Source organism: Sphingomonas sp. GW821-FHT10F09 (genome assembly GCF_058809195.1).
The window spans coordinates 1-22,196 of sequence record NZ_JBXASI010000002.1 but is presented as its reverse complement, the minus strand read 5'-3'; the positions used below and the strand labels follow the sequence as shown (position 1 = coordinate 22,196).

Annotated in this window: 16 protein-coding genes; 5 read left to right on the top strand and 11 right to left on the bottom strand. The window is 68.9% G+C overall.

Annotation, left to right across the window (positions count from 1 at the left end):
• Window positions 1-3: 3 nt before the first annotated feature.
• The 10 genes from AC1RTO_RS08090 to AC1RTO_RS08045 all read right to left on the bottom strand — a co-directional run bounded on the left by AC1RTO_RS08090 (window position 4) and on the right by AC1RTO_RS08045 (window position 16,680).
• Entirely contained in the window at window positions 4-1,599 is a 1,596-nt protein-coding gene (locus tag AC1RTO_RS08090) for a glycoside hydrolase family 27 protein (RefSeq protein ID WP_493160369.1), read from the bottom strand.
• Window positions 1,600-1,814: 215 nt separating this feature from the next.
• The gene (locus AC1RTO_RS08085; protein WP_493160368.1) at window positions 1,815-4,298 is read right to left on the bottom strand and encodes a TonB-dependent siderophore receptor; all 2,484 of its coding nucleotides are present in this window, start codon (window positions 4,296-4,298) and stop codon (window positions 1,815-1,817) included.
• Between the two features lie 149 nt (window positions 4,299-4,447).
• The gene (locus AC1RTO_RS08080) at window positions 4,448-5,467 is read right to left on the bottom strand and encodes a LacI family DNA-binding transcriptional regulator (protein WP_493160367.1); all 1,020 of its coding nucleotides are present in this window, start codon (window positions 5,465-5,467) and stop codon (window positions 4,448-4,450) included.
• Between the two features lie 91 nt (window positions 5,468-5,558).
• Window positions 5,559-6,077: a RidA family protein gene (locus AC1RTO_RS08075; protein ID WP_493160366.1), complete on the bottom strand. Its 519-nt coding sequence runs from the start codon at window positions 6,075-6,077 to the stop codon at window positions 5,559-5,561.
• Window positions 6,078-6,129: 52 nt separating this feature from the next.
• Window positions 6,130-6,258, bottom strand: coding sequence for a hypothetical protein (locus AC1RTO_RS08070; protein ID WP_493160365.1), 129 nt, complete (start codon window positions 6,256-6,258; stop codon window positions 6,130-6,132).
• The gene (locus AC1RTO_RS08065) at window positions 6,255-7,748 is read right to left on the bottom strand and encodes a flavin monoamine oxidase family protein (protein WP_493160824.1); all 1,494 of its coding nucleotides are present in this window, start codon (window positions 7,746-7,748) and stop codon (window positions 6,255-6,257) included. The genes AC1RTO_RS08070 and AC1RTO_RS08065 overlap by 4 nt, the downstream gene beginning before the upstream one ends.
• 179 nt (window positions 7,749-7,927) lie before the next feature.
• The gene (locus tag AC1RTO_RS08060; RefSeq protein WP_493160823.1) at window positions 7,928-10,291 is read right to left on the bottom strand and encodes a TonB-dependent receptor; all 2,364 of its coding nucleotides are present in this window, start codon (window positions 10,289-10,291) and stop codon (window positions 7,928-7,930) included.
• Between the two features lie 235 nt (window positions 10,292-10,526).
• Window positions 10,527-11,792, bottom strand: a complete 1,266-nt coding sequence (locus tag AC1RTO_RS08055) for a dipeptidase (RefSeq protein WP_493160364.1) — start codon at window positions 11,790-11,792, stop codon at window positions 10,527-10,529.
• The gene (locus AC1RTO_RS08050) at window positions 11,792-13,885 is read right to left on the bottom strand and encodes a penicillin acylase family protein (RefSeq protein WP_493160363.1); all 2,094 of its coding nucleotides are present in this window, start codon (window positions 13,883-13,885) and stop codon (window positions 11,792-11,794) included. Before AC1RTO_RS08050 ends, AC1RTO_RS08055 begins: the two co-directional genes overlap by 1 nt.
• Before the next feature lie 14 nt (window positions 13,886-13,899).
• Window positions 13,900-16,680: a TonB-dependent receptor domain-containing protein gene (locus AC1RTO_RS08045; protein WP_493160361.1), complete on the bottom strand. Its 2,781-nt coding sequence runs from the start codon at window positions 16,678-16,680 to the stop codon at window positions 13,900-13,902.
• A gap of 198 nt (window positions 16,681-16,878) precedes the next feature.
• Here AC1RTO_RS08045 and AC1RTO_RS08040 point away from each other — a divergent pair, with 198 nt between their 5' ends.
• The 3 genes from AC1RTO_RS08040 to AC1RTO_RS08030 all read left to right on the top strand — a co-directional run bounded on the left by AC1RTO_RS08040 (window position 16,879) and on the right by AC1RTO_RS08030 (window position 20,091).
• A complete protein-coding gene (locus AC1RTO_RS08040; RefSeq protein WP_293874473.1) occupies window positions 16,879-17,487 on the top strand; it encodes an RNA polymerase sigma factor in 609 nt (202 codons plus the stop codon).
• Window positions 17,396-18,412: a FecR family protein gene (locus AC1RTO_RS08035; RefSeq protein ID WP_493160360.1), complete on the top strand. Its 1,017-nt coding sequence runs from the start codon at window positions 17,396-17,398 to the stop codon at window positions 18,410-18,412. The genes AC1RTO_RS08040 and AC1RTO_RS08035 overlap by 92 nt, the downstream gene beginning before the upstream one ends.
• A gap of 110 nt (window positions 18,413-18,522) precedes the next feature.
• Window positions 18,523-20,091: a CRTAC1 family protein gene (locus AC1RTO_RS08030; protein WP_493160359.1), complete on the top strand. Its 1,569-nt coding sequence runs from the start codon at window positions 18,523-18,525 to the stop codon at window positions 20,089-20,091.
• Here AC1RTO_RS08030 and AC1RTO_RS08025 read toward each other — a convergent pair.
• Window positions 20,043-21,152, bottom strand: coding sequence for an NAD(P)H-dependent flavin oxidoreductase (locus AC1RTO_RS08025; protein WP_493160358.1), 1,110 nt, complete (start codon window positions 21,150-21,152; stop codon window positions 20,043-20,045). The genes AC1RTO_RS08030 and AC1RTO_RS08025 overlap by 49 nt on opposite strands.
• A 96-nt stretch (window positions 21,153-21,248) precedes the next feature.
• Between AC1RTO_RS08025 and AC1RTO_RS08020 the strand changes: the two genes are divergently transcribed.
• Together AC1RTO_RS08020 and AC1RTO_RS08015 are read left to right on the top strand one after the other, a co-directional pair.
• Complete coding sequence (locus AC1RTO_RS08020; protein ID WP_493160357.1) at window positions 21,249-21,827, top strand: FKBP-type peptidyl-prolyl cis-trans isomerase; 579 nt, start codon at window positions 21,249-21,251, stop codon at window positions 21,825-21,827.
• A 58-nt stretch (window positions 21,828-21,885) separates the two neighbouring features.
• The coding region (locus tag AC1RTO_RS08015; protein WP_493160356.1) for a helix-turn-helix domain-containing protein at window positions 21,886-22,196 on the top strand (311 nt) is incomplete at its 3' end.

Here is a 22,196-nt window from a genome sequence, read left to right as displayed (position 1 = left end):
CGGTCAGAACGCGCGCAACAGGACGGCGCCGTGGCGCGGCACCTGCACGGTATAATCGGCCGCCGCCGGCACGTCGGCATCGCACCACAGGTCGCGCACCCGCTTCGGCACGGGCAGGCCGAGGGCGCGCCAGTCGACGGTCATCGCCGCCGGTGCCGCGCCACGGTTGAACACAGCGACCGCGGTCGACCCGTCCGCCAGCCGCTTCGACCAGATTTCGGTCGCCCCCGCCTGCGCGACGCGCCGGCCCTGCACGCCCGACCGGTCCTGACCGACCGCGATCACGCCCGGGTTGGCGACGATCGCCTTCACCGCCGGCGTCATGATCCGCAGGTCGTTGCCGAGGATGATCGGCGAGGCGGCCATCGTCCACAGCGTGTAATGCGTGCGATATTCCTCCGGGGTCAGCCCGTCGATGCCGACCAGCATCATGTCGGCGTCGTTCCACGCGCTCGGCCCCGCATCGGCGGCATGGCCGTTGTGATCGAAGCGATAGTCGACCGCATGCCACAGATCGCCCTCGATGCTGTCGCCGCCGGTGCGCCACATATGGCCGCCGACCGCATTGCCCCAGCTGCCGACGTCGTAGAGGCCGTACTGGCACAGGCTGTAGACGATATCGCGCCCGGTCGCCTGCAGCGCCGCGCCCATCACCTGATAGCGCGCCTGCATCTCGACTTTGGTATCGTAGATGTTGCCGGCACTGCACCAGTCGTATTTGAGCAGGTCGACGCCCCACCCGGCGAACGTCTTCGCGTCCTGCGCCTCATGGCCGTGGCTGCCGACATAGCCGGTGCAGGTGACCGGGCCGGGCGAGCTGTAGATGCCGACCTTCAGCCCGCGCGCATGGATGTAGTCGACCAATCCCTTCATGTCGGGGAATTTCGCATTGGGGTGCAGCACGCCCGCGGCGTCGCGCTGGCCCTGCCAGCCGTCGTCGATCGTGACGTAGCGATAGCCGGCATCGCGCAGGCCGCTGGCGACCAGCACGTCCGCCATCGCGCGAACCGACCGGTCGTCGACCGCCTCGCGGAACACGTTCCAGCTGTTCCACCCCATCGGCGGCACCGGCGCGAGGTTGCGCACGCCGAGGTCGCGTGGCGCCGGCAAGGGCAGTTTGGTCATATTGTCGGGGCGCGGCGCGCTCCGCTCGATCGCGGCGAGTTCGGTCGCGGTCACCCGGCGCGCGAGGAAGGGGGCGACGCCGACCACCTCGTCGCCGATCCATATGTCCATGAACCGGCCGTCGGCGGTGGCGCGCGCGCGCATCTTCACGAAGGGCGGCTTGCCGGTCAGGTCGAAGGCATGGCCGTCGGGCCGTGCGACCCAGTTGGCGATCGGGTAATCCCAGCCGTTGAAGCGGAACAGGCCCTTGACCGTGCCGCCCTCGACGGCGAGCCGGAACGAGCGCGGGATGCCGCCGATCGCGATCGAATCGGGCGTGCGGCGCGGCACGACCAGCCAGTCGCCCGCCATGCCGGCCAGCGCGGCCGGCGTCGCCGGTCCGGTCTGCGCCGCCGCGGCGGCCGGCATCAGGCCGGCGCCGGCGAGAGCGAGCGTCGCGATCCCGATCGCGCCGAAGACGTTGCGCAGAGCCATGTTCTTCCCTTCCATTGACCGATGCCGGCGACCCGCCCGAACCGGGGGCCGCCGGCGACGCGTCCGTGCCCTAGGGCCGATCGATATTTCAGATGATGACGTGCCGAAAACGGTGGTTTTGCGTGACCCGGAGCGCAGCGTACTATCGGTACGTGAGCACCGGAAGCGCGCGAAACCGCCGTTTGCAGGCCGTCAGGGCTGAATGTCGATTGGCCTTAGAACTTCAGGCCGATGGTTGCGCTGACGTTGCGGCCGGGGAAGGCGCGCGCGGTGTTGATGCCGTTGGCGGGCAAAGTGTCCGTCGCCAGCCCCAGTTCGGTGATCGCCAGCACGTTGAACAGGTTCTGCGCGTTGACCGACAGGCGCAGCGCGGGGGTGACCGAGAAGGAGGCGAACGCCCCCGTCATCACATAACCCGGGATCTTCAGCCCGTTGTTGTCCGACGCATAGGACGAGGTGGTACCGATGAAGTTCGCGCCGAGGGAGAAGCGGTCGAGCACGATCGACGGCGTCGCCTGGAAGATCAGGTCGGCCTGACGATAGGGCGTATTGCCTTCGAGTGCGGGCTGTACCTCGCTCTCGGTGATCCGCGCATGCGTGTAGGTCGCGCCGCCGGTCAGGTGGAAGATGTCGTAATCGACGCCGGCTTCCAGCTCGAGGCCGTAGGAGCGGTACTTGTTGTTGATGAGCCGCTGCTGCGGGATGATGATCTCGTTCGCTTCCGCCGTCGTCGCGCGGAAGGCGGTGAGGTTGGCGAAGACGGGGCCGGAGCGGAACTTGACGCCGGCTTCCTGCTGGTTGACGAAATTGACCGCGATCTCGTCCGCGATGCTGCCGTTGTCGCGAACGCCGCCGCCGAACAGGACGCGATCGGCGTTGAAGCGCGCGCCGCGGCTGACGCGGGCGAACAGCGCGAGGTCGTTCTGGATCTCGAAGTTCGCGCCGATCGACCAGGTGAAGTAATTCTTGCGATAGTCGACGGGCTTGGCGTTCGCGAGACGGGCGACCGGAACGGTGCGCTCTGGCACCTGGATCACGCCGTCGCCGTTGACGTCGAGCACGGTCAGCCCGTTGTTGGTGGCGTAACGGCCATCCGCCTTCGAGCTGTTCCAGCGCACGCTGCCGTCGACGTTGAGGCGGCCGGTCTTCCACGTCACCGCGAGATAGGGCGCGTCGATCTTGTAGTTCACGTCGTAATACCGCTGGCAGCAATTGCCGAACACCGGTTCGCCATAGGCGATCAGGCCGTTCTGCGTCTGCGCCTGTCCGGCGGCGTTATAGACGTCGAGCAGCGCGGGCCGGTTGCCCGACACCTCCTGCAGATAGCTGTTCCAGTGCCAGTCCATCTCGATCGACTGGAACGACTTGAAATAGCCGAGCGTGACCGTGCCCGACCCCGCGCTGCCGCCGTCGAAGTCGCGGGCCAGCGTCAGGATGTTGGTGACGTTGGTGAAGTCGTTCAGCGTCACGTTGAACAGCAGAGCGTTGGTCGCGAGGCCATTGCCGTTGAGGGCGCCGGGATTGGCGATCGTCTGGCCGGCATTGGGGCCGTTGGCGTAGCGCAGCGTCGCGCCGGCGCCGCCGATCGAGGTGGCGAAGGACGCGGCGGTCGCGACATTGGCGGCATAGGGCGTGGTGAAGCCGCCCGAATTCTTGGCATAGTTGAACTTGTCGTCGAAGTTCCAGCCGCCGCCGAGGTCGAACGACGCCTCGCCGCCGATGCCGCGCACCTTCGTGCGATAGCCGTCGGCGACATCGGTGCGGATGCGCTTGCCGTCGAGACCGACGGCAAGGTCGGAGCGGAAATAGGGCGATTGCAGCGGATCGTTCTTCGGATCGAAACCGGGCAGCGCGCTGAACTTGGGATCGCTGTTGGTGCCGCCGACGCGGATCGGCACCGGGATATAGGCGGGCGCGCGATCGTCGAGGAACTTGCCGTTCAGCCGGACGAAGCCGTTGGCGAAGGTGCGGGTGATGTTGGCCTTGATCTGGCCGCCCTTCTCGGCGTTGTAGCCGATCTTCTTCACGCCATCGCCGATCCGGTAGAAGCCGCCGACGTGGAACGACCAGTCCTCGCCGATCGGCGCGCCGTAATCGGCGTCGATGCGGGTGCGGTCGAAATCGAGGCCGCGGGTCACCGCGACGTTGCCGCCGGCGGTCTTGCCGGTCTTGCTGATGAAGTTGATGATCGCGCCCGGCGCGTTGCTGGTGAAGGTCGAGGCGGAGCCGCCGCGGACGACCTCGACGCGCTGGACGTTGTTGTCGGGACGGACGAAGGCGTCGGCGGTGGCGAAGGCGATGTCGCCGAAGTTGAGGACGGGCAGGCCGTCCTCCTGGAACTGGACGAACTTGGCGCCGCCGCTGGCGACCGGCAGGCCACGCACGGCGATGTTGGCGTTGCCCTCGCCGCCCGAGGCTTCCGAACGCAGGCCCGGCACGTTGCGGACGAGGTCGGCGCTGCCGAGCGGCGCGGCCTGCGCGATCTGCGTCGCGTCGAGCGCGCTGACCGAGATGCTGGTGGTGAGGCGGCGTTCGGGACGCGCGGTGCCGGTGACGATGATGTCCGCGGCCTGATCGTCGGCGGCGGCATCGCCGGCCTGGGCGGCCGCGGCCGGCGGCGACGCAACCTGCGCCTGAGCGACCAGCGGCATGAACGATGCCAAGGCGACGCCGACGAACAAATATGATGCGTTCCGCATGAAACCCTCTCCTGTACGACCTGCCGTTGGCGGCGGTCTCGTTGAGGGCAGCCTATAGCTCAGTTGCAAAGGATTGCAACAATCGTTTGCAAAGGGCGCATGCGATGGATGGAACGAGCGGACGGGGCGCTTGCGCGCCGTCGCCGGCGTCAGGCGGAATCGCGCTCGATCAGCACCGGCGGCATCACCACCGAGGGGGAATCGCGGCCGTCCATGCGGTCGAACAGCGCCCGGATCATCGCCGAGGCGCCATAAGCGACGTCCTGCCGGATCGTCGTCAGCCGGGGCACGATGTGATTGGCGAGCGGCAGATCGTCGAAGCCGATCACCGGCATCCCGTCCGGCACGGCGATACCGCGATCCGCCAGCACGCGCACGATGCGCATCGCGATGACGTCCGATGCGGCGGCGATGCCGTCGATGCCGTCACCCAGGCGATCGAGATGCGCCGTGATCTCCGCGGTCATCACGTCCGACGCCAGATGCGTCGCGCAGGCGAGCGGCGGCGCGATGCCCGCCTCCGCACAGGCATCCTGCAATCCCTGATAGCGATGGACCAGCTCCAGCGTCCGCGTCTCGCCGAAGAAGGCGATGCGGCGGCAACCGCGCGCGATCAGCCGCCGGCCGGCGAGCAGGCCGCCGAGCCGGTTGTCGACGCCGACCGCGCAATGCCGCTGGCCCTCGACCTTGCTGCCCCACACCACCAGCTGCCGGTAGCGCGCGGCGACGCGCTCGATCGCGGCGAACTGGTCGGACTGGCCGATCAGCAGCACCCCGTCGAGCATGCCCGAATCGACGATCCGCTCCAGCCAGTCGTCCGCGTCGGGGATGACGCGCGAGAGCATGATGTCATAGCCGCCCTCGGTCAGCTGGTCGGCGAGATGGCCCATGATCGTCATGAAGAACGGGTCGGACAGATGCTGGCGCTTCTCGTGCCCCAGCGGGACGACGACGCCGACGACGTTCGTCTTCTGCGTCCGCAGGCGGCTGGCCATCTGGTTCGGGCGAAAGCCGTGTTCGGCCGCCAGCGCCTGGATCCGTGCGCGCGTCTCGGCATTGACGAGGGGATTGTTGGCGAGCGCGCGCGACACGGTGCCGGAGTGCACGCCCGCCAGTCGCGCGATATCCTGCAGCGTGCGCGCCCGTGGGGACGTGGGATCGGTGGTCATGACGGTCCGTCGAATGCGTGGGTGGTCAGGTAGGGCCTAAACCACGCCAGGGGCAATCCGTAACGACGCGGCGCCGGCGGGCAGCGGCGTCCTATCTGGCCGCCGTTGCCTCGATCTCGACGAGGAAGGCCGGGCCGGCGAGCGCCGCCACCTGCACGGTCGAGCGAGCGACGGTGCCGGGATTGTCGGCGGTGCCGAAGAATTGCTTGAAGCCGTCGTTCATGCCGGCGAAATCCATCTTGCCGCCCAGCTTCGGATCGCCGGCGACGAAGACGGTGAGCTTGATGATGTCGCTCATCGCATAGCCATGCTCCTTCAGGATCGCCTTGATCTTGTTGAGCACGCTGATCGTCTGCGTCTTCGTGTCGCCGAAATCGGCGATCGTCAGCTGCGCCGGCGGCACCTTTTTGGCGGGGTCGAGCGGCGCGGCGAGCTGGCCGCTGAGGTACAGCGTCGTTGCCCCCGGTTTGACCGTCACCGATTGCAGGATCAGCCCGGCGGGCGTGTTGGCATGCTTCTCGACGGTCTGCGCCATGGCGGACGTGGCGGGCATGGCCAGCAGCGCGGCGGCGAGCAGGGTGGCGCAATAATGGCGATTCATGAGGTGCATTCTCCCGTTGAAGGTCGGACCGCGGCGAACGGATGCCCGCCGCGGCGTCAGATCAGAACGATAGGTCGAGGCGCGCGTGACGATAGCCGCCGCCAGGAAGACATGGGCGTATCGCCGCCTCGATCGACGCCGCGCGGTCATAGCCGCGGCGGATCGCGCGCGTCGGCGCGGGGCGGGTCATGCGGCGCGGGTGGCCGGCCTCGGTGTGACCAGCGCCTGTGCGGTGACGCGGCGGGCGAGGGCCAGCACCTGCGCGCGCGCGGACTGGATGCCGCCCTCCTGCCAGCCGGGCGTCTGGCTGAGCGCGGCGCTGGCGAAATAGACGCGGCCCTCGGGCGCCTGCAGGAAGCGATAGGCTTCGGTGTCGATATGCCCTTCCTGCCGGCCGTTGGCGCTGCCGGCGTTCCAGTCGGGCCAGGGGCCGAGGCTGTAGGGGATCTTGTGCCAGTTGACCGCGAGGCCGCCCACCAGATCGGCGCCGTGGCCGGGGTGCAGCCGGTCGATCACGCCGCGGGTGAAGGCGATCTGTTCGGCGATCGGCCGCTTTTCGAACTCGGCGGCATTGGGGCCGGAGGAATAGCAGCCGAGCAGCATGCCGCGTTCGCTGTGCAGCCCCGCGGAGGGATACCAGACCAGCGTCGTCGGGCCGCCGGTGAACGAGATGCCGCCGTAGATCTGCTCCTTTTCCCAGAAGCGCGGGCTCTCGAACGCGACCTTGTTCGAATAATCGTAGACGACGCCGGCGATCGTCTTCTTCAGCCGGGGCGAGAAATTGGTGTCGATCCCCGCCAGCACCGGAAAGGGGATCGTGCAGATCAGATAATCCGCGACCAATGTCTCGGCCGCGCCGCTCGCCTTGTCGCGATAGACCACCTCGACGTCGCTCGAACGCTGGCGGATGCGCGTCACCTCGGCGCCGCGCAGCGCGGGACGGCGCAGCGCATTGTCCATCGCGGCATGGATGCGGTCCATGCCGCCGACGGGTTCGAACATCGTCGCCTGCATGTAGAGGTTGTCTTCGAACAGCGTCATCGGCAGCCGCTGGTTGGCGAGCAGCTGGTCGAGCGGCATCGCGGTCGACGGCGAGGCGAAGGTGACCCCCGCCCCCGGCGCGGTGCCGAAGCCCGACCGCTCCGTGCCGATGAACCTGCCGTCGGTGCCGAGGTCGCCATAGGCCTTGAGGAACGGCATCAGCCGCTCGCGGTCCGCGGCGGTCAGTTCGGTGTCGAGCGAGCCCTTGCCGATCGCCTTCGCCAGCAGTTCGGCGATGCGGCCGCGCATGTCGTTGATCGCGGTGCGCATCCGGATCTTCGACCCGTCGTCGGCCATCACATAGGCGGAGCGGCTGGAATTGACCTCCACCTCGAGCGGCACGCCGAACTTTTTGGCATAGCCGAGCAGGCCCTGATGGAAGCTCGGAATGCGCGCCGGGCCGGCGTTGAAATAGACGCCGTCGGAAAAGCGGGCGGTCTGCGTCTCCTCGCCGTTCATCTCGATCCGGTCGCCGTCGCGCACCGTCCAGGCGCGCCCGCCGACGCGGGTGCGCGCCTCCAGCAGCGTCACGAGGAAGCCGGCCTGCTCGAGCTCATAGGCGGCGGTAAGCCCGGCGATGCCGGCCCCCAGCACGACGACATGCTTGCCGCGGCCGATCCCGGGCGTCAGCCCGCTCATGTCCTGCGCCTGTGCGGTGCCGACGAGACCCAGCGTCTGCATCGCGCCCAGCGTCGCGCCCAGTCCGCCGGCCAGACCGAGCCGCCCCAGAACCGTCCTGCGTGTCACCATGCCGTAAATTCCCCATGCGAATGTGATCGTGGAGCTACGGCGCGCATGCTCGCGCCGTAGCGAGAGCGTCAGATGTCGACGGACAGCGTCAGCTGGACCGTGCGCGGGCTGAGCGGGCGGAACAGGCCATCCCCGGTCAGGGCCGACGAAATGTACGAGAGCACGTCTTTGTCGAACAGATTGTCGACGTTGACGCGGATGCGCGCGTTGCGCACCGGGCCGATCGAGAAGCCGTCGCCGATATCGGCATAGGCCGAGAAGACGGTGAAGCCCGGCAGCGACGATCCCGGCGTGTTCTCGAACGTCGATTGCCGGCGGCTGGTGTATTTCCCGGTGATGTTGGCGACGAACCACGGCGCCGGTTCGACCGTGACGCCGCCCGACACGACCCATTTCGCGCTGTCGGGCAGATATTTGTCGGCGATCAGATAGGTGCGCGCCGCCGCGACGATATTGTCCTGGAACTGCGCGTGATTGTAGGTGACGTTGCCGTTGAAATAGGCCGCGCCGTGCAGGAACGCCGGCTTGTAATTGGCCAGCAGTTCCGCGCCATAGGCCTTCACCCCGCCGACATTCTGGTAGAAGGTTTCGGTGACGTTGGTCGTCCCCGGCAGGATCGAGGCGATCGCCTGGATGCGATTGTCGAACGTGGTGTAGTAGCCGGTCAGCGAGGCGAAGAATTCGGGTCGCGTCGTGCGCAGGCCAAGCTCGACGTTCTTCGACCGTTCCGGCGCGGGCGCGCCGACAACCGCCGGCGAATTGGTGTAGGCGACCGAGAAGATGTCATCCATCCCCTTGGGCAGCGCCATATTCTCCGCATAGGAGGCGAACAGCTGCGTGCGGCTGTCGCTGAAGCGATAGAGGAGGCCCGCGGTGGGGAGGAAATAGTCGGTGTAGCGGGCGCGATTGTACTTCGGTCCCCAGCCGGCGACGTTCACGCCGTTCACCGTGCGCGCGTAATCGGCGAAATCGCGGTAGCCGCGCTGCTGGTAATCGAGATTGAGTGCCTTGATGCCGAGGTCGATGCTGACCGCGGGCGTCAGGTCGATGCGGTCGCGCACGAACATCTGCACCGTCGCGCGCTTCGACCGGTAATCGCGGCGGCCATAGACCAGTTCGCCGTAATTGGGCGCGCTGGCGGGCGAGCCGTCGATCGTGTTCTGGCGACGCTGATAGCGGCGATAGCGATCGTCCTCCGCCCAGATGCCGACGTCGATCGCCTGGATGCCGAGCTGCGCGTGCAGGCTCTGGAGGATGCCCTGGCGATAGCCGCCGAGGCTCGACACGCCGAACTGCGTGCCGCGCGGCGCGGTCAGCGCCAGCCCCGACACCAGCCGCTGGCGGTTGTAGAAGGTCAGCGTATTGGCATAGCTGTCCGGCGAGCTGCCCCAGCCGTCCTTGTCCTCGTAATAGATGGTGGTTTCGGCATGGACGCCGTCGGCGATGCCGGCGTGGAAGGTGCCGGCGTACAGCTTGTCCTTGCGGACGTTGATCGCCTGTCCGTAATAATAGGTGTAATTGGCGTTGGAGAAGGGCACGCCCGCCGCCACCGGCGCATAGGCGGGCAGCGGATCGCCGTAATAGCCGCGGTAGCGACCGACGTGGCCGGCAAGATCGGGCGTCCTGCTGTTGTATTCGGCGCGCGACAGCGTCGGGGAATCATAGTCGAAGAAGTCGTTCGAGACGAATTTGAACCGCGCCCAGCTGGTGTCGGTCACGTCGACCTGCGCCATCGCCTCCCAATGTTCGCGATCGACCGAGCCGGCGCCGCGCCACAGGTCGGTGTCGAGCTTGGTACGGCTGACGAACGCCTTGAGCGGGCCGATCTTGCCGGTGCTGACCCGGACGAAGGTGCGCTTCATGTCGAAATCGCCGAAGCTCTGCGAGATGAAGGTGCCGAGCTCGTCCTGCGGCACGATCGAGCGGTAGGAGACGACCGGCCCGAGCGACGAATAGGTCGGCATCGTCACCCCGCCCGCGCCCGGCGACGCCTCGACCACGCCCAGATTTTCGTTGTCGACGTAGCGGAACACCGGGCTGCCGCCGAAGGCGTCGCTGCGCCCCATCGGCACGCCGTCGACGACGAAGCCGATCTGGTCGAGGTTGAAGGCGCGCGCCTGCACGCTGTTGCCGAATTCGTAGAGGCCGAGCGCGCCGTCGGTCTGGACGTTGAAGCCCGGCAGCGATTCGAGCATCTTGAGGCCGGAAATGCCCGATGGCGCGGAGAGCAGGGCCTCGCGCGTCACCGCAACGGTGCTGGTGATCCGATCCTCACCCACCGCCTCGCTCGCCTGGCTGATGCGGCGGCCGCTGATGACGATATCCTGCCCCTCGCCGGCCCCCTCGCCCGCCGGCGCCTCGCTCGCCTGCGTGCCGGTGTCGGCATTCTCGGCGGAGGTCGCCTGCGCGGCGGCGCCGCCGGTGGTCAGCATGAGCGCGGCGGTGGCGAGGACGAGGCCCAGCGCCGTAGCGGCGGGGGTCGAGACACGAAGACGGGTCACGCGCAATCTCCTGATCTGGTCGGCGCACCGACGGGACATTGCTATCCAGATCATCCCCCCCGGGACTTCCGCTGCGGCCGCGTGTCGCGGTCCGCCTGCCTTCTGCGCGCGCCTGCTCAGTGCAGGGCCGGACCAGCCTCCCCGTCTGGCATGATCGGCGATGCGATCATGACGTGACCGGAATGGCCGGGCGCGCGGCCGGGTCGGCGGCGGCCTGCGCCGCGTCGAGGACGCGCAGCGCGTTGCCGCCCCACACCTTGGCGACGTCCGCCGCGCCGAAGCCGCGCGCGAGCAGCGCCGCGGTGATCTTCGGGAAGGCGGTGATGTCGTCGAATCCCTCGACCCCGCCGCCGCCGTCGAAATCGCCGCTGATGCCGACGTGATCGATCCCCGCCACGTCGATGGCATGGAGCAGATGCTTCATCACATCGTCGAAGGTCGCGCGCGGCACCGGCCAGCGCGCGTCGATCGCCTTGCGCTCGGCGAGGAAGGCCTTGCGATCCGCCTCGGTCATCGTCGCGCGCGGCGGCAGCTTCGCCATCAGCGCCGCCATCGCCGCCTCGCGTGCCGGGATCTTCGGCTGCGCGATCATATAGCCGTCGAAGGCGTTGATCTGCACGACGCCGCCCTTCGCCGCCAGCGCGCGCAGGTCGGCATCGGTGACGTTGCGCGGATGGTCGAAGATCGCCCGCACGCCCGAGTGCGACAGGATGACCGGCGCCTTCGACAGCGCGATCGTCTGGCGCAGCACGTCGTCGGACGCGTGGCTGAGATCGATCAGGATGCCGAGCCGGTTCGCCTCCGCCACGAACGCCTTGCCTTTGGGGCTGAGGCCGTTCCATTCGGGTGTGTCGGTGGCGCTGTCGGCGAGGTCGTCGTTCTTGAAGTGGACGGGGCTCATCATCGTGACGCCGAGCCGCTGGAAGCTGCGCATCAGCGACAGGTCGGCCTCGAACGGATAGCCGTTCTCCATGCTCATGAACACGAACCGCCGCTTCGCCGCGACCGCGGCACGCGCCTCGGCGGCGGTGGTGACCAGCCGGAAGGCGTCGGGGTGGCGCGCCACCATCTCGCGGATCTGCACCGCGCGGACCAGCGCGGCGTCGCGCGCGTCGCGATCCCCCTCCGGCGTGCGCGGCCCCTGCGCGGTGAAGATCGCGAAGAAGCCGCCGTCGATCCCGCCTTCGACCATGCGCGGGTAATCAACCTGATCGCCGCTATCCGCGCGGCTGTGGCGGTCCATGATGCTCCAGCCGGGGCGGCCGAGATTGGCGGGCGTGTCGAAATGGGTGTCGAGGACGATCGCCGCGTCATGGACCTGCCGAGCGTCCTGCGTGCGCGCGGGTTGCTTCGGGATGCCCTGGGCGGACACCGGGGTCGGCAGCGTGGCGAGCGCGAACGCGGCCAGCGGGACAAGCAAGGTCGTGCGCATCAGAAACGGGTCCTGTCTTCGACGTGACGCTCCACTTCGGTTCGCTCTATCCACAGCGTACGGAAAGTCTTCGAGGTTAGGAAGCGCAATTGATCGCTGCCGTGCGGCGATCCCGGCTGGCTGGAATTACCATAGCTCATCATGCCCAATGCCTTCATCGGCTTGGAGAATTCTATCATCGACACCCAGGTCTCGCCATGAACGGGGGTGCGTTCGCCGTTCTTCATCGGCCCCCAGGTGATCGTGCGGAACACGCCGGTGTTGCCGAAACCGCCGTTGCCGGGAAGGCTGACGTCGCCGAGGTGGAACCGCGACGACTCGCCGAACGGACGGTCGAGCGCGCCGTACAGCTGGCGCGTCTTCGCCACCGCCGCCTTGAGCATCGCGACCGCGGCGGCGGGGTCCTTCAGCCCGCGCGGCGTGGCGAGTGGATCGTCGAGCGTCCACTTCACCGCATAATTGCTCTGGTCGACGAAATTGCGCGGCGCGAACAGGGCGGCCCAGGTCTCGAACAGCAGCGCACCGCGCGCGTCGGCGTCGAATTTATGGTTCCAGCCCGCCAGCAGGGTGGCGGCGGCGGTGATGTCCGGATCGGCATTGCCCTTTGCCGCGGCGAGCAGGTCCGGTAGCAGCCGGTCCGCCATCAGCGAGCCGGTTTCCAGCTTGCGCGCGACGAAATCGTCGAACGACAGTTTCGGCGTCGCGGTCATCAGCATCACCGAATGCTGCGCGCGCTGGCTGACCGGGCCGACCGGCGCGACATAGCCGGGGAACGCCTTGGGATCGAGCTGGCGCGGCCAGGTCGCGAGCCAGGGCGGATCGTTGGCGTTCTGGACGAAGCCGCTGGCGGGATCGACCACCTTGGGCAGGTCGTCATAGCCGTGGACGTCGCGCCACAGCGTCGCCGAGCTGTCGCCCGCCACCGGCTTCGACCAGGTGGCGACGTCGCCGTCGGCGTGGCGCGGCAGGATGCCGTTGTCGATATACATGATGTGGCCGGCGCGATCGGCATAGACGATGTTGAACATCGGCACCTGCATCCGCCGCAGCGCCCGCTGGAAGGCGGCGAAATCGTGCGCCTTGCCCATGTCGAGATATTGCTGGAGCACGCCGGGCCGATCGAGCCCGGCGACCTTCAGCGCGATCGTGCCGCCGTTCTTGGGCAGGTCGAACACCGGCCCCTGCGTCGCATAGCGCTGCGTGAAGGCGACCGTCTTCAGCGTGCCGTCGGGCTGGCGCACCCGGTAGCTCTTCTGCGCGGTGGTGAACGGCAGCACCTTGCCGTCGTAGCGATAGCCGCCGTCCGCCAGCGTCAGCTTGTAGCTGGCATAGCCCAGCATCGTGTTGACGGTGTTGGTGAAGCCGAGGTCGTCGTTGAACGCGAAGCGCAGCACCGGCAGGCCGACCTGCGTCGCGCCATAGACGCTGTAGCCGGGCGCGTTCAGATGCGCCTCGTAATAGGTCAGCATGCTCGGCGCCCAGGGCAGATGCGGGTTGGCGAGCAGCATCGCCTTGCCGCTCGCCGAGCGCGACGGCGCCACCGCCCAGGCGTTCGACCCGCCCGCCTCGTTGGTCGTCGGATCGGCGAGCACCTTGCGGTCCGAGGCGATGTAGACATAGTTCATCAGCCGGTGGGCATGCGCCATCACGTCGGTTCCGCTGACCGGCAGCACGCGGCGCATCGCCGGATCGAGCGCATCGGGATGCGCGGCGGCATAGGCGTTGATGCCGGCGGCGAAGGCGTCGAGGTCGGCGCGCATCTGCGGCGTCTGCTGGCGGAACCACGTCACCGCGCGGGTCGGCACGTCGTTGGCGACGAGCCAGCGGTCCTGCGTCTCATTGTCCGCGCCGCCCCAATATTCGGCGGCGCGCCCGCGTGCCTCGCCGAACAGCCGGAGCAGCAGATTGCCGTGGCTCTGCGCCTGCGCATAGCCGAAGCCCCGGAAGGCGCCGGCCTCCGTCTTCGCATAGACATGGGGGACGCCGAACGTGTCCCACAGGATCTCGCCGCCGCCGGCATGGGTGGCCGGCGTCGCCGCGGGTGCCGCCGCCGCCAGGCCGAGGGCCGCGGCCCGGATGATCGTCGCGCGCATCGCCCCGTTCCTTCTCAAAAGCTGACCGCGACGCGGCCGTAATAATAGCCGCCGGTGAAGCCGTAGGCGCCGCTGGTCGCGTAGAAGCCCGCGCCGGTGTTGACGTTGGTTTGGGTGTCGTTGCGGTCGGGGTAGACGTTGAACAGGTTGTTCGCGCCGACCGCCACCGTCAGGCTGTCGGTCGTCTTCCACGACAGTTCCAGATCGGTGATCCACTTGGCGCCGAAGGTGCGGTCGTTGACCACGGCGTTGCCGTAGGATTTGAAGCTGCCGTAGCGGACGACGCGGGTCGACAAGGTGAAGGCGTCGATCGTCGCGACATTGCCGACGAACAGCTTGGTGCGCGGCAGGTTGACCGTCAGGTTGCTGCGCGACAGCCGGTCGAACAGCACGTAATCGGCGCCCAGCGCGGCGAGCTGCGGCGGGTTCGCCTTCACCCCGGTGATGATCGTCTTGTTGTAATTGTAGCCGAGGTTCCAGGCGAGGCTGGCGACCGTGCCGATCGGGTGGCGATAGGTCGCGACGACGTCGACGCCGCGGGTACGGGTGTCGATCGCGTTGGTGTAATATTGTGCGCTGATATCGGGCGACTGGCCGTTGGCGATGAGGATCGCCGACACCGCATTGCCGGTCAGCGTCGAGGTGATCGCGATCCGGTCGTCGACCCTGATCTGATAGCCGTCGATCGTGACGCTGAGCCGCGCGAGCGGGGTCAGCACGAGGCCGGCGCTGAGGTTGGTCGATTTCTCCGGGGTCAGCGGCTGCGCGCCGAGCGCCAGCGCGGCGGGCGATCCGACCGGCAGCGTCTTGATCTGCAACAGGTTGAGCACCGGCGGCGTGCCGAGGTTGCGGAACTGGCCGGTGGTGGAGGCATAGATCTGCTGCGCCAGCGCCGGGGCGCGGAAGCCGGTGCTCGCCGCACCGCGCAGTGCGACCCAGGGCGTCACGGCGTAGCGCGCATTGACCTTGCCGATCAGCGTGTCGCCGCTGTCGTCGTCATAATGTTCGTAGCGGAGCGCGCCGCCGATCGTGACGTCGCGCGACGGATCCCAGGCGAGGTCGGCATAAGCGGCGAGGTTGTTGCGCTTGACGAAGCCGGCGTCGGACGGCTGGAAGCCCGCCGCGCCCGATGCGCCCGGCGTCGGCCGGCCGAGGCTGGAGGTATAGGTGCCGGCGGCATAGCTGGCGGGCTCGCCCTGCGCGACCTGATAGCTTTCGATGCGGTGCTGCAACCCGCCCGACACCTGCAACCGGCCCGCGCCGAGCGGATAGGAGCGGGTGAGGTCGAGCGAATTGACCGCCTCCTTCGAGATCAGCGACCCGACGTAGAATTCGGTGGGGCTGGTCGGGCCGAGCGAGGCGTTGATCGTGCGATCCGCGCGCTGCCGCGACCGGTTGCGCCCCAACGTCGAGCTGAAATCCCATTTCCATCCCGCAATCACACCCCGCGCCCCCACCGCGACCTCGTAATCCTCCTCGTTGATGACGACGCGCGGGTAGAAGCCGTTGGGGAAGACCTGCGGCAGCGAATTGGCGTTGGTCGCCGGGCGGTAGGTGTAGTTGAGGTCGGACTTGCGCTGGCTGTAGGTGCCGAACGCATAGAGCTCGACGGTGCCGAGGTCGTAGCCGGCGTTGAACGCGGTGTTCAGGCTCTCCTGCGGCATCGCGCCGTAATTAGAGGTGACCAGCCGGTCGATCGTCGCCTCGCGCGGGTCGAGCGCGCCGGCGACCAGCGGATAGAGGCGGATGGTGGAGGCGATCGGCTCGGCGCGGTTCGACGCCTGCTGCTTCTTGGCGCCGGCGGACAAATTGAGGAAACCGTTCTCGCCGAGGTGGAGGCCGATGTTGGCGTCCGCCTGGAACAGCTCGCCGTCGCTGCGGTCCATGTTCTGGCCTGCGGTGAAGGCGCCGAAGCCGCCCGCCGCGTCATGCTTGAGGATGACGTTGATGACGCCGGCGATCGCGTCCGAGCCATATTGCGCGGCGGCACCGTCGCGCAGCACCTCGATATGGTCGACCGCCGCGGTCGGGATCATGTCGAGGTCGGCGGGGACCGAGCCGTTGTAGTAATTGGAGACAGCGTTGATGAGCGACGTCTTGTGGCGGCGCTTGCCGTTGACGAGGATCAGCGTCTGGTCGGGATTGAGGCCGCGCAGGCCGCCGGTGGCGATCACGGTCGAGGTGCCGCCGCCGGCGCGGGTCGGCAGGTTGAACGAGGGCACCAAAGTGTTGAGCGCGGCGAACACGCCCGATTTGCCGGTGCGCTGCAGCTCGGCACCGCTGATGACGTCGATCGGGGTCGGGCTGTCGACGACGGTACGCGGCTGGCCGCGGCTGCCAGTGACGACGATGTCCGCGGCGGGTTCGTCGACCTGTTGCGCGGTCGGGGCGGTCGGGTCCTGCGCGTCGCTGGCCTGTGCCTGCGCCTGCTGGAACGCCGGGGCGAGCGCCGCCGGGCGGAAGGCGGCGGTGCGCACCGGCTGCGGCAGCGCGGTGGCGGACGGCGGCAGCGACAGCGCGATGACACCGCCGCCGCTGCGATTGACGCGCAGGCCGGTGCCCGAGAGCAGCCGGCCGAGCGCCGCCTCCGCCGACATCTGCCCCTTCACCCCGGCGGTGCGCAGGCCGGCGACCCGGTCGTAGGGATAGAGGATCTGCACCCCCGATTGTTCGGCGAAGCGGGCGAGCGCGCCCTGCACCGACTGCGCCTCGATCGCGAAGGCGATCGTCGCCGGCCGGGCGGCCGCGGCGGGTGCCGTAAACGTCATGGCGGCGCCGGTCAGCAACGTCGCCATTATCATGGGTGTCGTCATCGTCAGCCCCCCGGCCATGGTGTTCACTGATGGGGGAGACGGTCGTGACGACACAATCTGCTAACCATCGTGTCATTTTTATTTCATGAAGGCTGGACACCGGTGTCTAATACTGGTCGTATCGCCTCAACAGCACGTCCGCGGGAGAGGATCGCCTTCGTCACGATCGGGGGGGGTCCGTTGGATTCAGTCAGAGCCAGGCTCGAATGGTACAAGCAGGCCATCCTGCCGCACGAGGGCGCGCTGCGGGCGCGGCTGCGGCGGGTGCTGCCCGACGGCGCCGATGTCGACGACGTCGTGGCGGAGGCGATGACGCGGGCCTATGCGACCGGCGACACCGACCGCGTCCAGTCGGGCCGCGCCTATCTGTACCAGATCGCGCGCAACCTCGTCATCGACGCGGCGCGGCGCAGCAAGATCGTGTCGTTCGAGGTGATCGCCGACCTCGACCTGATCGGCGTCGACGACAGCGCGCAGGCGCGGCTGGAAGCGCGTGACGAACTGCGCCACCTGCAGGCGATCCTCGACACCCTGCCGCCGCAATGCCGGCGCGCGTTCGTCCTGCGGCGTGTTTACGATTGGCCGACGGGTGCGATAGCAGAGGAGATGGGCTTGTCCGTTTCCACGGTAGACAAGCATTTGGCACGCGCCGCACTGAAGATCATGCAGGCGATCGGCGAGTACGAGGGTTCGGGTTTTGGATGGTCCCTGCACAGGCGCAACGGCACGAACGGCGATCGAGGCGGAAGCGACGCGTCTGTTCCTGAAGGCCCGCGCCAGCGAGGCTGAGGCCGACTGGGACGCCGCCTATCGCTGGATCGAGCAGGACCCGGCGCACGGCTATGCCTTCGCCAAGGTCGAGGCGGGCTGGGACCTCGCCGCGCGGCTGCGCGACATCGCGCCCGAACGGCTGGACGGCGACCCGGCGCGTGGCGAGGCCATGCCGGTCTCGATCGCCGCCGCCCGCCGCGCACCGGTGCCGCCGGTGACGCGGCGCCTTGCGATGGGCGGGATCGCCGCCGGCTTGGTCGCGGCGGTCGGTGCGGCCGCGTGGCGGTTCGGCGCGGCGGGCGACCATTATGCGACCGGCGTCGGCGAACGCCGCGTCGTGACGCTGGCCGACGGCAGCCTGATGCGGCTCAACACCGACACCGCGGTCACCGTCGACCTCGCGCCCCGACGCCGCTCGATCCGGCTGCTGCGCGGCGAGGCGAGCTTCGACGTCGCGCACGACACGCGCCGCCCGTTCGTGGTCGCGGCGGACGAGGCGCGGGTCCGCGCGGTCGGCACCGCCTTCACCGTGCGGCTGCGCAGCGACCTGACCGAGGTGACGGTGAGCGAGGGGATCGTCGGCGTGCGCGACGGCGGCAAGGCGGAACGGCATGTCGCCGCGGGCAATGCCGCCGCGGTGCGGCGCGGCACGATCGCCGTCACCGCGCTGGCGCAGACCGATATCCAGCGCCGGCTGGCATGGCAGGACGGCCGGCTGAGCTTCGACGGCGATACGCTGGAACAGGCGGTCGACGAGTTTAACCGCTACCGCACCGTGCCGATCGTGATCGGCGATCCGGCGCTGGCCGGCGTGCGGATCGGCGGCACGTTCCGCTCCGATCGCTCCGGCGATTTCGCCCGCGCGCTCGAGCAGAGCTTCGGCATCCGCGCGATCGAGGGCGGCGACGGATCGCTGTTGCTCGTGCCGGCGGCGGACGGATAGCAGAAATGCGCCGCCCGGCCGTTTGGGAGGGGGAGAGGCGGGCGTCGAAGCGTCCCGGCGCGGGCCAGCGGCCCGATCAACCCGCCCCGTCCGTTCAAAGGGGAAGCCCCATGTACCGTCGTTCGTCCGTGTCCCGCCGCCCGCTCGCCGCGCTGCTGCCCCTCTGCCTGCTGCTCGCCGCCGCGCCGCAGGGGGACGAGCCGGGCCATGGCGTACCGCTGCCCGCCGCCGGCACCACCGCGCCCGCCTTCCAGCCGGTCCAAGCCGACCTGTTCGGGGTGGTTGGATCGCTGTCCAACGCCTGGGGCGACATGGACAATGACGGCGACCTCGATTTCGCCGTGTCGCTAAAGAGCGGCGAGGTGCGCCTCTACCGCAACGACGGCGGCACCTTCGTCAGCGTCGGCGCGGCGATGGGCCTGCCCACCGCGGCACACGAGCTGCGCGGCCTGAGCTGGGGCGACTACGACGGCGACGGCTGGCTCGACCTGCTCGGCGGCGCGACCGATCCCAAGCAGCCGACGCTCGTCTTCCACAACCGCAAGGGCAAAGGGTTCGAGGAAGTTGGCGCCGCGATCGGCCTCGGCTTCGCCGGCCGCTCGGCACGGCAGACGAGCTGGGTCGATTACGACAATGACGGCGACCTCGATCTCTACGCCGCCGACCGGATCGGCCCCAACCGGCTGATGCGCAACGACGGCGGCCGCTTCACGCAGGTGTTCGCCGGCACCGGCGTGTCCGATCCGCGTCCCACCGTCGGCGCCTGCTGGTTCGATTACGACGCGGACGGCGACCTCGACCTGTTCCTCGCCAACCAGTCGGGCGCGAAGGACGCCTTGTGGCGCAACGACGGCGGCAGTTTCGTCGACGTCGCCGAACAGGCGGGCGTCGCCGGGCCGGCGCGTACGAAGGAAGAGGGCGGCGTCGGCTGCGCGATCGGCGATTACGACAATGACGGGCGGCTCGACCTGTTCGTCCCCAATTACGGTCCGAACGCGCTCTATCGCAATCGCGGCGACGGCACGTTCGAGAACGTCTCCGTCGCCACCGGCGTCGGCTTCGCCAATCACGGCGTCGGCGCGGCCTGGGGCGATTACGACAATGACGGCTGGCTCGATTTGTCGATCATGGCCTACGAAGGCCCGGTCGGGAAACAGGAGCCGACCAACGCGCTGCTCCACAACGAACCCGACGGCAAGGGCGGGCGCCGCTTCGTCAACGTGCTGCCGCGCAACAACGCGATGAACGCCGGCGACCATGGCGTGCAATGGGTCGATTACGATCGCGACGGTGCGCTCGACCTGTCGATCACCGATGGCTACGGCCCGGTCGGCGGCCATTTCCTGTTCCGCAACCTGTTGCCCGCCGCCGCCGCAGCGCGCAGCCTGTCGGTTCTGGTGCTTGACGCGCGCGGTCATTTCACCCGGCCCGGCGCCGAGGTGCGGCTGCGCGATGCCAGGGGGCGCATCCTCGCGACGCGGCAGGTCGGCACCGGCGACGGCTACAATACGCAAAGCGCCCAGCCGGTCCATTTCGGGCTGGCGACGACCGCCCCGGTCACCGTCGAGGTGACCTGGCTGCGCGGCGGCAAGCGGGTCGTGCAGCGCCGGTCCGGCATCACCGCCGCCGCCTATCGCGGCCGGTCGCTCGTCATCCGCGAGACGCCGTCCCGCACCTGAGGCGGCGGTCCGGCGGCATCGACCTCGTGCATCAGCGTCGCGACCAGCCGGGCCGCCGGCATCGCCCGGGCGAGCGGTGCCCCCTGCCCCGCCCAATGCGCGCCGAAGCCGGATTCGCCCCGCGCCATCGCCGCCGCATGCAGCGCCTTTCCGGCGTCATAGGCGATCGGATAATCGGGCGGCACGAGCCCGGCGAGATCGTCGGCGAGGGCGGTGAACCGGTTGGCGAGCGCGCGCGCCGGGCGGCCGGAGATCAGCGACGTCATCGTGGTGTGATACGCCCCCGGCCCCGCCAGCGCGGCGCGATAGCCCACATCGGCGGCGGATTCGGGGCAGGCGACGAACGCGGTGCCGAGCTGCGCGGCGACCGCGCCGAGCCGTAGCGCGGCGGCGATGCCCTCCCCGTCCATGATCCCGCCCGCCGCGACGACCGGCACGCGGACTTCGCGCACGAGCAGCCGGACCAGTGCCATCGTGCCGAGCGCATCGTCGGGTGCGGCGGGATCGAAGACGCCGCGATGGCCGCCCGCCTCGATCCCCTGCGCGACGATCGCGTCGATGCCGGCGGCCTCCACCAGGCGCGCCTCCGCGGGGCTGGTCGCGGTCGCGATGAGGAAGACGCCGCGCGCGCGCAGCATGGCGATCGCTCCGGCGGACGGCAGCCCGAAATGGAAGCTGACGACGGGCGGCGCGACCTCGGCCAGCATCGCCAGCATCGCGGGATCGTCGGCGAAGCTCGTGTAGATCGTGCGCAGCGCGGCGGGCGGTGCGGCACCGAAGGCGGCGAAGCGCGGCGCGAGCGCGTCGAGCCAGCGGCGTTCCCGGTCGCGATCGGCGACGGCACGCGGGTGGACGAACAGATTGACGTTGAAGGCGGCATCGCGATCGAGCCGCGCGCGCAGCGCCGCGATCATGCCGCGCGCGCTGTCGACGTCGGTCGCGCCGACCGCGATCCCGCCCAGCCCGCCCGCGTTTGACACCGCTGCGGCCAAGGCCGGCGTCGACACCCCCGCCATCGGGGCCTGGACGATCGGCAGGGTCATGCGCAGCGTGTCGAGCATCGCGTCCGTCTCCTCCTTCCGCCTCGGCGGTGCAAGGGGCGATCCGCCGTGCCGCGGGAGTGGCGCGACGGCACCGGCCTGCCTATAGCGCCGCCGATGACCGTCTCTTCCCGTCCGCTGCGCCATGGCGTCTATGCCGCCGTCCTGATCTCGCTCGCCGCGCCCGGCGGCACCGCCGTCCGCAAGGCGAAGCCGCGGGTGACGGCACCGGCCCCGGTCAAAGCGGACGGGACGATCATCCCGCTGCCGCTGAACCCGATCGTCCCGGCGGCACAGCGGGCGTGCACCAGCCGCACGGCGAACGGCCTCGGCTATACGATGCTGCGCGCCGCCCCGGGCACGATGCCGGCCGCCAGCGACGTCGTGCTGGTCAATTACATCGGCTATCTCGCGGCGACGGGCGCGGTCTTCGATCAGGGGATGCGATCGCCTTTCCCGGTCAGCGGCGTCATCCCCGGCTTTTCGCAAGGGTTGCAGATGATGGGGAAGAGCGGGGTCGCGCGGTTCTGCATTCCCGCCGCGCTGGGCTATGGCCCGCAGGGATCGGGACCGATCCCGGCGAACGCCGACCTCGTGTTCCAGGTCGAGCTGATCGACTACAAGACGACGGCGGAAATCGAGAGCATGAAGGCCGCCGCCGAGACGCCCGAGCCGAAGGCGAATCCCCAGCCCTAGTCATCTGGAACTGAAGTAAGCCACATTGTATGCTTCCTGGCGAAGTCGGGAGGCATGGATGGTTGGTCGTCAGGCGGACGTGCTGGTATTGAGCGCGGCTGATCGCGCGTTCCTTGAAACGCATGTGCGTCGCCACAAGACACCGCGCTCGCTATCGGACCGCTGTCGGATGGTTCTGCTGTGTGCGGATGGGTTGCAGAGCAAGGAGGTTGCCGATCGGCTCGGGGTTCACGAGCATACGGTCGGCAAATGGCGGCGTCGCTTTGCGCAAGCGGGCATCGAAGGGCTGACTGACGAGCATCGGGCGGGCCGGCCGCGCACGGTGAGTGATGCGCAAGTCGCGCAGGTGATCGAGCGTACGTTGAACAC

Coding starts and splice junctions, on each gene's coding strand:
- AC1RTO_RS08025 (WP_493160358.1), bottom strand. CDS start 21,152: ATGCTCGACACGCTGCGCATGACCCTGCCGATCGTCCAGGCCCCGATG.
- AC1RTO_RS08090 (WP_493160369.1), bottom strand. CDS start 1,599: ATGGCTCTGCGCAACGTCTTCGGCGCGATCGGGATCGCGACGCTCGCT.
- AC1RTO_RS08075 (WP_493160366.1), bottom strand. CDS start 6,077: ATGCACCTCATGAATCGCCATTATTGCGCCACCCTGCTCGCCGCCGCG.
- AC1RTO_RS08070 (WP_493160365.1), bottom strand. CDS start 6,258: ATGACCCGCCCCGCGCCGACGCGCGCGATCCGCCGCGGCTATGACCGC.
- AC1RTO_RS08055 (WP_493160364.1), bottom strand. CDS start 11,792: ATGCGCACGACCTTGCTTGTCCCGCTGGCCGCGTTCGCGCTCGCCACG.
- AC1RTO_RS08020 (WP_493160357.1), top strand. CDS start 21,249: ATGACCGTCTCTTCCCGTCCGCTGCGCCATGGCGTCTATGCCGCCGTC.
- AC1RTO_RS08030 (WP_493160359.1), top strand. CDS start 18,523: ATGTACCGTCGTTCGTCCGTGTCCCGCCGCCCGCTCGCCGCGCTGCTG.
- AC1RTO_RS08065 (WP_493160824.1), bottom strand. CDS start 7,748: ATGAGCGGGCTGACGCCCGGGATCGGCCGCGGCAAGCATGTCGTCGTG.
- AC1RTO_RS08080 (WP_493160367.1), bottom strand. CDS start 5,467: ATGACCACCGATCCCACGTCCCCACGGGCGCGCACGCTGCAGGATATC.
- AC1RTO_RS08050 (WP_493160363.1), bottom strand. CDS start 13,885: ATGCGCGCGACGATCATCCGGGCCGCGGCCCTCGGCCTGGCGGCGGCG.
- AC1RTO_RS08085 (WP_493160368.1), bottom strand. CDS start 4,298: ATGCGGAACGCATCATATTTGTTCGTCGGCGTCGCCTTGGCATCGTTC.
- AC1RTO_RS08045 (WP_493160361.1), bottom strand. CDS start 16,680: ATGGCGACGTTGCTGACCGGCGCCGCCATGACGTTTACGGCACCCGCC.
- AC1RTO_RS08060 (WP_493160823.1), bottom strand. CDS start 10,291: ATGCTGACCACCGGCGGCGCCGCCGCGCAGGCGACCTCCGCCGAGAAT.